At 68.6% G+C, this 15,643-nt stretch carries 11 protein-coding genes and 1 riboswitch; of the genes, 7 read left to right on the top strand and 4 right to left on the bottom strand.

All coding sequences use genetic code 11. From position 1 onward, the window contains the following. Nucleotides 1-61: 61 nt before the first annotated feature. From gndA to CA982_RS17590, 7 genes are all read left to right on the top strand, one after another. Nucleotides 62-1,519, top strand: a complete 1,458-nt coding sequence (gndA, locus tag CA982_RS17620) for an NADP-dependent phosphogluconate dehydrogenase (RefSeq protein ID WP_086536560.1) — start codon at nt 62-64, stop codon at nt 1,517-1,519. A 16-nt stretch (nt 1,520-1,535) separates the two neighbouring features. Further along, complete coding sequence (gene guaB1, locus CA982_RS17615) at nt 1,536-2,969, top strand: GMP reductase (protein WP_086536559.1); 1,434 nt, start codon at nt 1,536-1,538, stop codon at nt 2,967-2,969. Between the two features lies 1 nt (nt 2,970). Next, nucleotides 2,971-4,413, top strand: coding sequence for a hemolysin family protein (locus CA982_RS17610; RefSeq protein WP_086536558.1), 1,443 nt, complete (start codon nt 2,971-2,973; stop codon nt 4,411-4,413). After that, nucleotides 4,406-5,479, top strand: coding sequence for a hemolysin family protein (locus tag CA982_RS17605; RefSeq protein WP_086536557.1), 1,074 nt, complete (start codon nt 4,406-4,408; stop codon nt 5,477-5,479). Before CA982_RS17610 ends, CA982_RS17605 begins: the two co-directional genes overlap by 8 nt. After that, nucleotides 5,476-6,387, top strand: coding sequence for a 3-methyladenine DNA glycosylase (locus CA982_RS17600; protein ID WP_086536556.1), 912 nt, complete (start codon nt 5,476-5,478; stop codon nt 6,385-6,387). Before CA982_RS17605 ends, CA982_RS17600 begins: the two co-directional genes overlap by 4 nt. A 74-nt stretch (nt 6,388-6,461) precedes the next feature. Beyond that, complete coding sequence (locus CA982_RS17595) at nt 6,462-8,654, top strand: malate synthase G (protein ID WP_086536555.1); 2,193 nt, start codon at nt 6,462-6,464, stop codon at nt 8,652-8,654. A gap of 141 nt (nt 8,655-8,795) precedes the next feature. Beyond that, nucleotides 8,796-10,019, top strand: coding sequence for a substrate-binding domain-containing protein (locus CA982_RS17590; protein WP_086536554.1), 1,224 nt, complete (start codon nt 8,796-8,798; stop codon nt 10,017-10,019). 82 nt (nt 10,020-10,101) lie between these two features. Here CA982_RS17590 and gcvP read toward each other — a convergent pair whose 3' ends face one another. From gcvP to ftsR, 4 genes are all read right to left on the bottom strand, one after another. Next, nucleotides 10,102-13,008, bottom strand: coding sequence for an aminomethyl-transferring glycine dehydrogenase (gene gcvP / locus CA982_RS17585; protein WP_086536553.1), 2,907 nt, complete (start codon nt 13,006-13,008; stop codon nt 10,102-10,104). 176 nt (nt 13,009-13,184) lie between these two features. Then, nucleotides 13,185-13,286: riboswitch (glycine riboswitch) on the bottom strand. A 29-nt stretch (nt 13,287-13,315) separates the two neighbouring features. Beyond that, nucleotides 13,316-13,960 (bottom strand): MerR family transcriptional regulator, encoded by a 645-nt coding sequence (locus CA982_RS17580; RefSeq protein ID WP_086536552.1) that lies wholly within the window; start codon nt 13,958-13,960, stop codon nt 13,316-13,318. Nucleotides 13,961-14,255: 295 nt separating this feature from the next. Next, entirely contained in the window at nt 14,256-14,768 is a 513-nt protein-coding gene (locus tag CA982_RS17575; RefSeq protein ID WP_086536551.1) for a bifunctional nuclease family protein, read from the bottom strand. Between the two features lie 161 nt (nt 14,769-14,929). Then, nucleotides 14,930-15,616 carry a transcriptional regulator FtsR gene (gene ftsR, locus CA982_RS17570; RefSeq protein WP_086536587.1) on the bottom strand — a complete coding sequence of 229 codons (687 nt, stop codon included), beginning with the start codon at nt 15,614-15,616 and terminating at the stop codon, nt 14,930-14,932. Between the last annotated feature and the right edge of the window lie 27 nt (nt 15,617-15,643).

Below are 15,643 nucleotides of genomic sequence, written 5' to 3'. Positions count from 1 at the left end.
GACCGCCGTCACACGTGGAGGCAGATCGCCGGTTCGGACACAGAGGCAATAGGCTGTCCGCATGAACAACGTCGACTCATCGTCCTCCTCCGCGAAGGCCCAGATCGGTGTCACCGGCCTGGCCGTCATGGGTTCGAACATCGCACGCAACTTCGCCCGTCACGGGTACACGGTCGCGCTGCACAACCGGAGCATCGCCAAGACCGACGCGCTGCTCGAGAACCACGGCGGTGACGGCAACTTCATCCGCACCGAGACCGTGGCCGAGTTCGTGGCGGCGCTCGAGCGTCCGCGCCGGGTGCTGATCATGGTGAAGGCGGGCGACGCGACCGACGCGGTGATCGAAGAACTCGCCGACGCCATGGAGCCCGGCGACATCATCATCGACGGCGGCAACGCCCTCTACACCGACACCATCCGGCGCGAGGCCGCGATGTCGGCCCGCGGACTCAACTTCGTCGGCGCCGGCATCTCCGGCGGCGAAGAGGGCGCTCTCAACGGCCCGTCGATCATGCCGGGCGGACCCGTCGAGTCGTACGAGTCGCTCGGCCCCCTCCTCGAGTCGATCGCCGCCCAGGTCGACGGCGAGCCGTGCTGCACCCACATCGGCCCCGACGGCAGCGGCCACTTCGTCAAGATGGTGCACAACGGCATCGAGTACGCCGACATGCAGCTCATCGGCGAGGCCTACGACCTCATGCGCAAGGCCCTGGACATGCCGGTCTCGGAGATCGCCGACGTCTTCCGCGACTGGAACACCACCGAACTCGAGAGCTACCTGATCGAGATCACCGCCGAGGTCCTCAGCCAGGTCGACGACGAGACCGGCAAGCCGCTGGTCGACGTCATCGTCGACGCCGCGGGCCAGAAGGGCACCGGTCGCTGGACCGTGAAGTCCGCCCTCGATCTGGGCATCCCGACGACCGGGATCGCCGAAGCCGTCTTCGCCCGCGCGCTGTCGAGCGCCACCGACCAGCGCGTCGCGGCCCGCGGTCTGTCGTCGGGGAACCTCGGTTCGGCCCCCGCCGACCGCGAGACCTTCGTCAACGACATCAAGACCGCCCTCTACGCCTCGAAGGTCGTCGCCTACGCCCAGGGGTTCGATCAGATCGCCGCCGGCAGCGCCGAATACGGCTGGGACGTCGACCGCGGGGCACTGGCCACCATCTGGCGCGGCGGCTGCATCATCCGGGCGCAATTCCTCAACCGCATCCGCGAGGCGTACCACGACGACCCGGCACTCCCGAGCCTGTTGCTCGCGCCGTACTTCCGCGAGGCCGTCGAGGTCGGGATCGACAGCTGGCGCCGGGTGGTTTCGACCGCGACCCTCCTCGGTATCCCGGTGCCGGCGTTCGCATCGTCGCTGTCGTACTACGACGGTCTGCGTGCCGAACGCCTGCCGGCCGCGCTGACCCAGGGCCTGCGCGACTACTTCGGCGCACACACCTACCAGCGCATCGACAAGGAGGGCACGTTCCACACGCTGTGGAGCGGTGACCGCTCGGAAGTGACCGAATAGGAGCCTGCGAACTCCAGTGCGATTCATCGAAGGCCACCGGCCGACACACGATCTGACGTACGACGATCTCTTCATCGTCCCGGGCAGGTCGGACGTCAGTTCGCGCTTCGACGTCGACTTGTCGACGTCCGACGGCAGCGGGACCACGATCCCGCTGGTCGTGGCGAACATGACGGCGGTAGCGGGCAAGCGGATGGCCGAGACGGTGGCCCGCCGCGGTGGGCTCGTGGTCCTCCCCCAGGACCTGCCCATCGAAGCGGCCGCTGCGTCCATCGCGTACGTGAAGTCGCGGCATCTGATCGCCGACACCCCGGTCACCCTGGACCCGGGGGCGTCGGTGACCGACGCGGTCGCGTTGATCCCGAAGCGTTCCCACGGGGTGGCCGTCGTCGTCGAGGACGGCCGTCCGGTCGGGGTGGTCACCGAGAAACGCTGCCGTGACGTCGACCGGTTCGCGCGTGTGCGTGAGGTCGCCGACCCGGACATCGTGATGTTGCCCGTCGACACCCCGCCCCGCGAGGTGTTCGACGCACTCGGCGACCTGCATCTCGGCCTGGCAGTGCTCGTCGAACCCGACGGCCGGCTCGCCGGGGTCCTCAACCGCGTGGGAGCCCTGCGGCACGCGATCTACTCACCGAACGTCGACTCCGCCGGCGCCCTGCGCATCGCGGCGGCCGTCGGCATCAACGGCGATGTCGTGGGCAAGGCTCGCGCACTGGTCGCCGCGGGCGCCGACCTACTGGTCATGGACACCGCGCACGGTCACCAGGAGAAGATGCTCACCGCGCTCACGGCGGTCGCCGACGCCGACCTGGGCGTCCCGATCGCAGCCGGCAACGTCGTGTCCGCCGAGGGCACGCTCGATCTCATCGGTGCGGGCGCGTCGATCGTCAAGGTCGGAGTCGGCCCGGGCGCGATGTGCACGACCCGGATGATGACCGGCGTCGGACGCCCCCAGTTCTCGGCGGTCGCCGAATGTGCCGCGGTCGCGGCCGGGCACGGTGCGTCGGTGTGGGCCGACGGCGGCGTCCGGCACCCGCGCGACGTGGCACTGGCACTGGCCGCCGGGGCATCGAACGTCATGGTCGGCTCGTGGTTCGCCGGCACCCACGAGTCGCCGGGCGATCTGCTCGTGGATGCGCAGGGTCCGTACAAGGTCAGCTTCGGCATGGCCTCGAAGCGGGCCGTCGCGGCGCGGTCGAGCGGCGACAGCACCTACGACCGGGCACGCAAGAGCCTGTTCGAGGAGGGCATCTCGAGTTCGCGGATCCGTCTCGACCCGGAGCGACCCGGCGTCGAGGATCTGATCGACCACATCTGCGCGGGGGTCCGCAGCACGGCCACCTACACCGGCGCCCGGAACCTTCGCGAACTGCACGACAAGGTGGTGCTGGGGATCCAGTCGCCCGCCGGTTTCGCCGAAGGGCGACCCCTGCCGGGCGGGTGGTGACGTGGAGATCCTGCTCCTGGTCGCGAGTCTCGTCGGATTCATCGCGCTGACGCTGGGGACCGCCCTGTTCGTGGCGGCCGAGTTCTCCCTGACCGCATTGGAACGCTCGACCATCACCGCCGATGTCGCCGATCGCGGGGACCGGCGTGCGCGGATGGTCCAGCGCGCGCACTCCACCCTGTCGTTCCAGCTCTCGGGTGCCCAGCTGGGCATCACCATCACGACACTCATCACCGGTTATATCGCCGAACCGGTTCTCGCCCGGATTCTGCGACCGCCGCTGAACGCACTGGGGGTGGGCGACTCGGTCGCCTCGGCGACGTCGCTGATCCTCGCGCTGGTGATCGCGACGTCGTTGTCGATGGTCCTCGGCGAACTGATCCCGAAGAACCTGGCGATCGCCAAGTCGCTGGCGGTGGCACGGGCCACCGCGGGCCCGATGACCGTGTTCTCGGCGATGTTCCGCTGGGCGATCAACGGACTCAACGGCACCGCGAACTGGATCGTGCGCCGTCTCGGCATCGAACCGACCGACGAATTGGCGTCCGCGCGGTCGCCTCAGGAACTCGTCTCGCTCGTGCGCAATTCGGCTCGCCGCGGCGCCCTGGATCAGCAGACCGCGACCCTCGTCGACCGGTCGCTGCGCTTCGGCGAGCTCACCGCCGAAGATCTCATGACCCCCCGCGTCACGATCGACTGCCTCGATCGCGCCGACACCGTCCGCGACCTCGTCATGGCGTCGTCGCGCACCGGCCACTCACGGTTCCCGGTGGTCATCGACGGCGACCTCGACGACCTCGTCGGGGTCGTGCACATCAAGCAGGCCTTCACCGTCCCGCCGGAACGTCAGGCCACCACATCGGTCACCTCGATCGCCCGGCCGGTCCCGCGCGTACCGGCGAGCCTCGACGGCGACGCGCTCATGGAACGGATCCGCGCCGACGGCATGGAGCTGTGCGTGGTGATCGACGAATACGGCGGTACCGCGGGCATCGTCACGACCGAGGACCTCATCGAGGAGATCCTCGGTGACGTGACCGACGAGCACGACGACGAGCGGGCCGACGTGGCCGTCGACGGCAACGGCTATCTCTGCGCTGGGCTGTTGCGGATCGACGAACTCTACGATGCCACCGGCTACCACGCGCCCGACGGCCCGTACGACACCCTAGGCGGACTCGTCATGTACTGCCTGGGGCGCATCCCCACGGTGGACGACGTGGTGGATCTCCCGCGGCGCTCGCCCGTCGGCGAGACCGACGACGACACCTCGCAGTCGCCCGACCGCGGGCCCGATGTCACCTGGCGGGCGACGGTGGCACAGATGGACGGGCGGCGCGTCGATGTGGTGGCCATCCGACCCGCGCCCGCCGAACCGGAGCTGACGGCACCCGGCCGGCCGGACATCGCGACGCCGACCGCAGAGGAGAACTCCCATGGGTGACCTGTGGGCGGTCGGCCTGACCGTCGTCCTCCTCGCCGGGAACGCGTTCTTCGTGGGTGCCGAGTTCTCCCTGATCTCCGCTCGGCGCGACCGACTCGAAGCGCTCGCCGAGAGCGGGAAGTCCCGCGCGCACACCGTGATCCATGCCGGCGAGCGGCTGTCGCTGATGCTGGCCGGTGCGCAACTCGGCATCACGATCTGTTCGATCCTGCTCGGCCGGATCGGCGAGCCCGCGGTCGCGCACCTCATCGAGGCGCCACTGCATCTCGCGCACGTTCCCGACGCCCTGCTGCACCCGATCTCGTTCGCCATCGCGCTGTCGCTCGTCGTGGTGTTGCACATCCTGCTCGGTGAGATGGTGCCGAAGAACATCGCGCTGGCCGGTCCGGAGTCGTCGGCGATGCTGCTGGTGCCGGCGCACCTGATGTTCATCCGCCTGGTCCGGCCGTTGATCGCCTTCTACAACTGGATGGCGAACATCTCGCTGCGACTGCTCCGTGTGGAGCCGAAGGACGAACTCGAATCCACGGTGTCGCTGGGCGAGCTCGCCGAGATGGTCGGCGAGTCCAAGCAAGAGGGCCTCCTCGACGCCGAGGAGCACGAACGCCTGACCCGCGCCCTGCAGTCCATCGGCCGCACGGTGTCCGAGGTGATGATCCCGCTCGAACAGATGCGCAGTGTCGGGGTGCAGGTGTCCGGCTCGGGCGGCATCGGACCGACGCTGGGCGCCGTGGAGAAGGCGGTCACCGAGACCGGCTTCTCCCGATTCCCCGTTCGGGGCCCCGACGGCACGTTCACCGGCTACCTGCACCTCAAGGACGTGCTCGACGAGATCCTCGACGAGCACGTCGGGCCGGACACCATCATCGGCGTCGACAAGATCCGACCGTTGCCCGTGATCGATTCGACCACCCCGCTCGACGAGGCCACCGGGGTGCTGCGTCGATCCAGTTCGCATCTGGGTGCCGTGGTCGACGACAGCGGCCGGACCATCGGCATCGTCCCCCTCGCCGATCTGGTGGAGGAATTCGTCGGCAACGTCCGCGACGAGACCCACCGGGTGTGAGTGCGGTGGTGAGCGAGCGACTGCGTTCGCCGGGTCCGGTTCGCGACGACTCCGTCCTCCCGGCCGGGCAGTGGCGCTCGCTGCGTGACGCCCATCGTCGCGCGGTCGACGACCTGATCGGCCCCTACCTCGACGCCCGTCGTCGCGGCGCCCGGCACCCGGTGATCGATTTCCTGTTCACCTACTACTCGTCGCGTCCGGCGCACGTGCTGCGCTGGCATCCCGGTTACGGCGTGACCCTCGAAGAGGGTGCGGAGTTCCTCGGCCTGCGCGGCTACGAGCAGACCGACGCCGGTGTCCGCGTCGGCGCAGCCCATCTCCGGCACCGGGCCGACGCTCTTTCCGCGGCCGTGGACATGCTCGGCGCCACCGCCCGGCGGCCCGCCCGGCTCGGCTGCTTCGGACTTCACGAGTGGGCGATGGTCTACCGCACCGATGACACCCGGCACGACCTCCCGTTGCGTCTGGGACCCGCAGGCACGGATGCGGTCGTCGAGTCCATGCCGCTGCGGTGCACGCACTTCGACGCCTTCCGGTTCTTCACAGATCCGGCCCGACCGCGCAACGACGCCACGCTCACCCGGACATCACAGATCGAGCATGAGCAACCCGGCTGTCTGCACGCGACGATGGACCTCTATCGCTACTGCTTCACCCTCGCGCCGCTCGTGCCATCGGACCTGACGCTCGACTGCTTCGCCCTGGCCCTCCGCGCGCGCGACCTCGACATGCGGGCGAGCCCCTACGATCTGAGCGACCTCGGGTACGAACCGGTCCGCATCGAGACCCCCGCGGGCCGAGCCGACTACGTCCGCGAACAATCGGCGATCGCCGACCTCGGAACGACTCTGCGGTCCCGGTTGTCGACCCTCTGTACCGAGCTCGCTGAGCGGGCACACCGCCCGTGACGGGAGGCGCCTGCCGTCCCCCGTTACCGACGAGTAGCATGTATGCGTTGTCATTTCGCTCGAGAAAGGCTGCCATGTCTGACCGGATCACCGTCAACGGGTTGCAGGTCGCTACCGTCCTGCACGACTTCATCAACAACGAGGCGTTGCCCGGTACCGGTGTAGATGCGGACGCCTTCTGGGCCGGTGCGGCATCGGTGATCGCCGATCTCGCACCGCGCAACCGCGAGCTGCTCGCCGTCCGCGACGAGTTGCAGAGCAAGCTCGACACCTGGCACCGCGACCACAAGGATGCCGACCTCACCCCCGGCACCGGCGACTTCGACGAGTACAAGTCGTTCCTCACCGAGATCGGCTACCTCGCCGAGGTCCCGGCCGACTTCCAGATCACCACGTCGAACGTCGACCGCGAGATCGCCGACACCGCGGGCCCGCAGCTCGTGGTCCCGATCCTCAACGCGCGCTTCGCGCTGAACGCCTCGAACGCCCGATGGGGATCGCTGTACGACGCGCTCTACGGCACCGACGCGATCCCGGAGACCGACGGCGCGGAGAAGGGCTCGTCGTACAACAAGGTGCGCGGCGACAAGGTCATCGCCTACGCCAAGGACTTCCTCGACCAGGCCGTGCCGCTCGAGCAGTGCAGCTACACCGATGTGCGCGCGTTCGCCGTTCGGGATGGTGCCCTGCAGGTGACGCTCGACGGCGACAAGACCTCGACCCTCGCCGATCCGACGGCTTTCGTCGGATACCGGGGCCAGGCCGATTCGCCGACGTCGATCCTGCTGCGCAACAACGGACTCCACCTCGACATCGAGATCGACCCGTCCTCGCCGATCGGTTCCACCGACCCGGCCGGGATCAAGGACGTCGTCGTCGAGTCCGCGATCACCACGATCATGGACTTCGAGGATTCGGTCGCCGCGGTCGACGCCGAAGACAAGGTGATCGGTTACCGCAACTGGCTGGGCCTCAACAAGGGCGATCTCGCCGAAGAGGTCTCCAAGGGCGGCAAGACCTTCACGCGCGTGCTCAACGGCAACCGCGAGTACACGGCCCCGGACGGCACCACATTCGACCTGCACGGGCGTTCACTGCTCTTCGTCCGCAACGTCGGACACCTGATGACCAACGACGCCATCCTGGACGCCGACGGCAACGAGGTCCCCGAAGGAATCCTCGACGGCCTGATCACCTCACTGATCGGCATCCACGGCATGTCCGATGACGGACTGCAGAACTCGCGGACCGGATCGGTCTACATCGTGAAGCCGAAGATGCACGGCCCCGACGAGGTTGCCTTCACCGTCGAACTGTTCGGCCGCGTGGAGAAGGTCCTCGGCCTGCCCGAGAACACGCTCAAGGTCGGGATCATGGACGAGGAACGCCGCACCACGGTCAACCTCAAGGCCTGCATCAAGGCAGCCGAGCAGCGCGTGGTCTTCATCAACACCGGCTTCCTCGACCGCACCGGCGACGAGATCCACACCTCGATGGAGGCGGGTCCGATGGTGCGCAAGGCCGAGATGAAGCAGCAGACCTGGATCGGCGCGTACGAGAACTTCAACGTCGACACCGGACTGCACGCGGGGCTGCAGCACAAGGCACAGATCGGCAAGGGCATGTGGGCCATGCCCGATCTGATGGCCGACATGCTCGAGCAGAAGATCGGGCACCCGAAGGCCGGGGCCACCACCGCATGGGTGCCCTCGCCGACCGCCGCGACACTGCACGCACTGCACTACCACCTCGTCGACGTCTTCGAGCGTCAGGACGAGATCGCCAAGCGCGATCCCGCCCGGGTCGAGGACGTCCTGACCATCCCGCTCGCGCCGAAGACGGACTGGTCCGACGAGGAGAAGCAGCAGGAACTCGACAACAACTGCCAGTCCATCCTCGGTTACGTGGTGCGCTGGATCGACCAGGGCGTCGGTTGCTCGAAGGTGCCCGACATCCACGACGTCGCATTGATGGAAGACCGTGCAACCCTGCGGATCTCGAGCCAGCTGCTCGCGAACTGGCTGCGCCACGGCATCGTCGGCGAAGCCGACGTGGTGGCCTCGCTCGAGCGGATGGCCCCGGTCGTCGACCGTCAGAACGCCGGCGACCCGACCTACCGTCCGCTGGCGCCGGACTTCGACTCCAACATCGCCTTCCAGGCGGCCAAGGAGCTGATCCTCGAGGGCACGACGCAGCCCAGCGGCTACACCGAGCCGATCCTGCACCGCCGTCGCCGCGAGTACAAGGCGGCGAATCCGGCGGGCTGAGCACCCCGGGTCGCGACGTAGGCGATACGACCGTGCCGAACCACCCAGGATCGGCACGGCGTATCGTCGTACCCTGCACTGCGCATCGGGTCGCCACGGCCGACCGGGCGAGGGACGCACCGAGCAGGGAGGGCATCGGCGTTGGCACATCACCGGAGTAGCGGCGGGGAGAGCATCCGCAGCCGCGGCGTGAGCCGAGGTGTCGTCGCCGCCCTCTTGTCGATCCTGCTCATCGCGGCTGTCGTCGTCACCTGGCAGGACCTCGGCGATCAGATCGACCGCCAGGCCGAAGAGGCCGCCGCGCAATGCGTCGAAGGCCGTGAGTCGGTCCCGATCATCGCCGACCCCGACATCGCGCCGGGACTCGCCGCCGTCGCCCGCAACTTCGGCGCGACCAACCCGGTCGTGCGCGACAAGTGCATCACCGTCGACGTCCGTCCGGGCGACGCCAAGATCACCCTCGACGGCCTGTCGGGATCATGGGACGCCGAGTCGATGGGCGCCTTTCCGGCCGCCTGGGTCCCGCAGTCGTCGGTGTGGTCGGCTGATCTGGCGGCGGCGAAACCCGATGTGATCGAGGGCAACACCCGTTCCCTGGTCTCGACACCGGTCGTGCTGGCCGTCTCCCCCGAACTCGACACCGCACTGGGCGGGCGACTCGACTGGTCCCAGATCCCCACGCTGCAGCGCCGGGACAACTCGCTCACCGACTTCGGCCTCCAGGGGTGGGGGTCACTGCGGATGGCGATGCCGATCGGGGCGCAGTCCGACGCCAGCGCACTCGCCGCCCAGGCGGTCGCGACCCGCGTCACCCGGACCGCCGGCCCGCTCACCACCGCCGACGCCGAGTCCCCGCGGGTGAGCTCCAGCGTCCGCGCCATGCTCGAGGGCGCCCCGCTCTCCCCGGACGGGACACCCCAGGGCGCGGCGGCGACGATCGCCGATGCTCCCGATGCCGCCCGGGCCCCGATCCACGTCGTACCCATCACCGAGCAGCGCCTGTTCCAGATGACCCGCGACGACGACCGCGCACGGCTGGCCGAACTGATCCCGACCGGTCCGACGCCGATCGCCGACTACCCCGTGATCCGGCTGTCCGGTCCCGCGGTGACCGAGTCGGCGACCGATGCCGTCGCGGAGTTCATCCAGTTCGCCTCGGAGCCCGAGCAGCTGCAGTTGCTCACCGAGCTCGGTTTCCGCGGCGATGCCCCGATGCCCGCGGCCACCTCGACCGTGACGTTCCCGCGGACACCGAATCCGATGCCCACGCCGGAGAACGGTGCGATCGTCGCCGTCAACCGGTTGGTGTACGTGCCGGCGAGCTCGACGGCCTCGGCGGTGCCATCGGGAACCGCGGGCGGCTAGAAGCGACGGCCGGGTCGACACGGCTCGTCGGTGCGCTCCTCACCTACTGGACGAGCAGGCGAGGAGCTTCCCGAGAGTCAGGTCAGCTGCTGTAGGCCTCGATGGGCGGGCAGCTGCACACCAGGTTGCGATCGCCGTACACCCCGTCGATCCGCCGGACGGCCGGCCACACCTTGGCCCGGCCACCCGCGGACGGCAGTCCCTGCGGGTAGACGGCGAGTTCGCGCGAGTACGGATGATCCCACTCGCCGACCAGCGACTCGGCGGTGTGCGGGGCGCCGCGGAGCGGGTTGTCCTCGGCGGGCCACTCCCCTCGTCCGACGAGTTCGATCTCGCCGCGGATCGCGATCATCGCGTCGCAGAACGCGTCGATCTCATCGAGGTTCTCGCTCTCGGTCGGCTCGACCATCAGGGTGCCCGCAACCGGGAAGCTCATGGTCGGGGCGTGGAAACCGTAGTCGGCGAGCCGTTTTGCCACGTCGTCGACGGTGACGCCGGTGGCCTTGGTGATGGCCCGGAGGTCGAGGATGCACTCGTGGGCGACGAAGCCGTCCTCGCCGGTGTAGAGCACCGGATAGTGCTCACCGAGCCGCTTGGCGACGTAGTTGGCGGCGGTGATCGCCGTCAGCGTCGCCCGGCGCAGACCGTCCGCCCCCATCATCGCGATGTAGGCGTAGGTGATCGGCAGGATCGCCGCCGAGCCGTACGGGGCGGCGGCGATGGTCGCCGAGCCGGGCAGCTCGTCGGCGAGCGGGTGTCCGGGCAGGAATGGGGCGAGATGCTCCCGGACCGCGACCGGCCCGACGCCCGGTCCGCCGCCGCCATGCGGGATGCAGAAGGTCTTGTGCAGGTTCAGGTGGCTCACGTCGCCACCGAAATGACCCGGTCGTGCGACGCCGACCAGTGCGTTGAGGTTCGCGCCGTCGACGTAGACCTGGCCGCCGGCGTCGTGGACGGCGCCACAGACCTCGCGCACGTCATGCTCGAAGACTCCATGCGTCGACGGATAGGTGATCATGATCGCCGCGACCCGACCGTCGTTGGCGTCGATCTTCGCGCGCAGATCGTCGAGGTCGACGTCGCCGTTGTCGCGACATCCGACCACCACCACCCGCATTCCCGCCATGACCGCCGAGGCGGCATTGGTGCCGTGGGCGCTCGACGGGATCAGACAGACGTCCCGGTCGACGTCACCGCGGCTGAGGTGGTAACCCCGGATCGCCAGCAGGCCGGCGAACTCTCCCTGCGAGCCCGCATTCGGTTGCAGACTGACTCGGTCGTACCCGGTGACCGCCACGAGCCAGTCCTCGAGTGTCGCGATGAGTTCGCGGATCCCCGCGGTGTCGTCGGCCGGAGCGAACGGGTGCAGTTGCGCGAAGCCGGGCCACGTGATCGGTTCCATCTCGGTGGTGGCGTTGAGCTTCATCGTGCACGACCCGAGCGGGATCATGCTGCGGTCGAGCGCGATGTCCTTGTCCGACAGGGCTCGTAGGTACCGCAGCATCGCGGTCTCGGTGCGGTACCGGTTGAACGCGGGGTGGGTGAGGAACTCGCTGGTGCGGTTCTCGATCGGCTGCGCCAGCGCTCGCGGCGTGACACCGGCGACGTCGAAGGCGCGCAGCACCGCGTCGACATCAACGGCGGTGGTCGTCTCGTCGCAGGCGATGCCGACGGTGTCGGCGTCGACCCGGCGCAGGTTGACACCCTCCTGGCGAGCCCGGGCCACGACGGCATCCGCTTGACCCGGGGCATGCACCTCGATGGTGTCGAAGAAGGTGGCGTGCGCCACCGAGAATCCGCCGGCCGCGAGCGAGTCGGCCAGCCGCGCTGACGCGGCATGCGTGCGTCGCGCGATGGCGCGCAACCCCTCGGCGCCGTGGTACGAGGCGTACATGGCGGCCATCACCGCCAAGAGCACCTGCGCCGTACAGATGTTGCTCGTGGCCTTCTCCCGGCGGATGTGCTGCTCGCGGGTCTGCAGCGCGAGCCGGTACGCGAGATTGCCGTCGGCATCCTTGGAGATCCCGACCAGGCGACCGGGGAGCTGTCGGGCGTGCTTCGATCCGACAGCGAGGTACCCCGCGTGCGGTCCGCCGAAGCCCATCGGCACACCGAAGCGTTGCGTCGTGCCGAAACAGACGTCGGCTCCCTGCTCGCCGGGCGGCGTCACCAGTGTCATGGCCAGCAGATCGGCACCGGCCGCGACCAGACCGCCGCGCTCGTGTGCCGCGTCGATGATCGCGGTCGCGTCGACGATGCGACCCGATGCGCCGGGCACCTGGAGGATCACGCCGAAGAACTCGCCGTCCGGGAGTCCACATCCGGGCAGATCGGGGTGCAGCGATGCCTCGATGACCTCGATGCCCAGGGGCTCGGCGCGGGTGTCGAGCACCGCACGCGTCTGCGGGAAGAGGTCGGCGTCGACGATCACGCGCGGAGACTTCGATTTGCCCGCACGGCGCATCAGCGTCATCGCCTCGGCGGCCGCAGTGGCCTCGTCGAGCATCGAGGCGTTGGCCACCTCCATCCCGGTGAGGTCGGCGACCATGGTCTGGAAGTTGAGCAGCGCCTCGAGCCGCCCCTGGCTGATCTCGGGCTGATAGGGCGTGTACGCGGTGTACCAGGCCGGGTTCTCCAGCACGTTGCGGAGGATGACGCCGGGCGTGTGGGTGCCGTAGTAGCCGAGCCCGATCATCGAGCGGGCGACGGTGTTGCGGGCGGCGAGATCACCGAGCTGCGCGAGAACCGCACTCTCGCTGAGGGGCTCGGGTAGCGCGCCGAGTACGTCGGAGTCGAGTTCGTCGGCGATGACCGCCGGGATGACGCGGCGCGCCAGATCGTCGAGAGAGGCCGCCCCGATCGCCTCCAGCATGCGACGGGTCTCGTCGGCGTCCGGACCTACGTGGCGATCGACGAAGGCGGCCGAGACCCGGGAGGTGGCTGTGGGCGAGTCCGGGGCGTCGGACGGGGTCGAATCGATGGTGGACACGGGTGGAGGGCACCTCTCGCAGGCGCCGGTGCGCACGCACCGGCTTGCTGGCCCTCCCCCTCTGTCATGTCGTCGGCCGCAGCCGATGTGACGCCTGAGAGATTCGGTGCCCCGCAGCGTTGCGCGACGACCTTTCACCGTGGGCGGACGACGGATCGTCACTTTCCAGAGACGTCGTCACCACCGCGGTCCTGGGTGCCTGAGAGTTTGACGGAGAGGTGTTGCTCCTTCGGCGGCCGTCGGCATCTCTGCCGTCGACGCTCTCCCGCAGCGTAGCGACGCGGGGCCAGTCTACGCGGAACGCGAACTAGCCGGTGCGACGGGCGCGGTTCTTGCGGCGCGCGGCGAGTTCGTCCTCGGGCGCGGTCTCGCTGACACCGCCGTCGGCTCGCTCGCCGGGGAAGTCCGCGATGGTGCCGGTCAGTTCGCGCATCGCGCCGCTCACCGCGATGCCGAACACTCCCTGCCCGCCCTGCAGCAGGTCGACGACCTCTTCGGCCGACGTGCACTCGTACACCGTCGTGCCATCGGAGAACAGGGTGATCCGCGCGAGGTCCTCGACACCGCGCTGGCGCAGATGGTCGACGGCGACACGGATGTTCTGCAGGGAGATTCCGGTGTCGAGCAGACGCTTCACGATCTTGAGGACGAGGATGTCCTTGAACGAGTACAACCGCTGGCTGCCCGAACCAGCCGCTCCGCGGATCGACGGGACGACCAGCGATGTGCGGGCCCAGTAGTCGAGCTGGCGGTAGGTGATCCCCGCGATCTGGCACGCACTCGGCACGCGGTAACCGACGAGTTCGTCGGGCACGGTGTCGTCCGGGAACAGACCTGGGGCGATCTCGCCGAGGCTGCCCTGGGTCGGGACGGCGTCTGCGCGCTCGGCCACCGGACGATCGGGTGACGGGTCGCTCGACGTCGTTTCGTTGTCGACCGGACGATCGCCCACTTCTGACTCCCTCGCAAAGCTCGGATCGGACGCCGCACCACGGTGCCTGACGTCCACGTCCACAGTACGCGGTCCAGGCTGTTTCCGGTCGGCCGATCATCTTCATCGGCCCGTGTCCGGTGCTCGATGTCGCTGATGACGCTATGCGGCGGATGTCGGCGGATCAACGCGACTCGCCACGACACTCAACCTCAACTTGAGATCGAGACGAACAGTGACCCGCCGGTGTCGATTCCGTGATCTGAGTTTCGGTTCCGGGGCACGGAACGCGTACGCCGGCGGTCGCATGGACCGGTCAGGCCCCGCTCGCCTTGAAGTCGTCCGGGGACACGTTGTCGAGGAACTCCTTGAACTTCTCGACCTCGTCCTCTTTGACCTCTTCGGCCTGCGCCTCGGGCGCGTCGTCGGACTCCTCGTCCGGGATCAGCAGACCGGCCTCGGCGAGCACCTCTTCGTCCGCGATGATCGGGACCTCGGCGCGCATCGCGACCGCGATCGAATCCGACGGTCTCGCCGACACGCGCAGGTCGCCGGTGAAGATCATCTCGGCGTAGAAGGTGCCCTCTTGCATGTCGACGATCCGAACCTCGAGCAGGGTCTGCCCGAACTCCTTGATCAGATTGACGATCAGGTCATGCGTCAGGGGACGGGGAGGTTCGATCCCCTTCTGCCGCAGCGCAATCGATGCCGCCTCACTCTGTCCGATCCAAATCGGCAGGTAGCGCTCGCCGTCGACCTCACGCAGCAACAACACCGGCTGGCTCTGCGGGGGTTCGACCCTGATGCCCACCACACGCATCTCGCTCATCTCGCACCTCCCAGACGCCTTGTACGGCGCTCGATTCAGTGACCTCGACGCTACACCGACTGAGTGAACAGCGGCGGCCGACTCGCGGCGCATTTCCGACGATCGTGGCTGTTCAGTCCGGTGCACGGCGTGCTCCCGGACACCGACATGCGGCGGCGAACTCAGTCCAGCGCGCCCTTGACCGCAGCCTTGACCAACTGCGTGTGCAGGGTCACCGACAGCGCGGCGATCTCGCGTACGAGTTCCTCGGCACGATCCCGCGCGCCCGTGCCCTTGCCCTTGGCGATCGGGCTGGCGATCTGGGCGACCAGGCCCGCCTCGCGATCCGCGGAGACCTTGAACGCCCGCAGATGACGGGTTTCCAAGCCGTAACTGGCGAGGGCGGCCGCCGCCTCGACGAGCCGCACCGCGTCCTCGTCGAAGAAGCCGGCGGGCCCGGCGATCAGCAGACCGTTGCGCTGGAGTTCGGTGACGAAAGCCGAATCCACTCCGGTGCGTTCGATCAGCGACTCACGCGAGACGCGCCCGGCGCGCGCACCGAAATCGGTGGCCGGCGCCACGGTCCCACGCGCCGCGGACAGCACCCGCGTACCGCCGGGACCGAAGCCGCCGTTCCCGTTGTCGATCGCGTCGAGTTGTTCCTTGATCACCTTGAGCGGGAGATACCGATCCCGCTGGGCGGTCAGCACGAAGCGCAACCGATCGCAGTCTGCTTGGCTGAACCGCCGATACCCCGACGGTGCCCGTTCCGGGGTCACCAGACCCTCCGACTCCAAGAATCGGATCTTCGAGATCGTGATGTCGGGAAAGTCATCACGCAATTGGGCGAGGACCGTGCCGATCGACATCGATCCTTCGCCGCGGGGGGCCGTGGA

The organism is Gordonia lacunae, assembly GCF_002149015.1.
Classification (GTDB): Bacteria; Actinomycetota; Actinomycetes; order Mycobacteriales; family Mycobacteriaceae; genus Gordonia; species Gordonia lacunae.
This window is presented reverse-complemented; position numbering and strand designations above follow the sequence as displayed.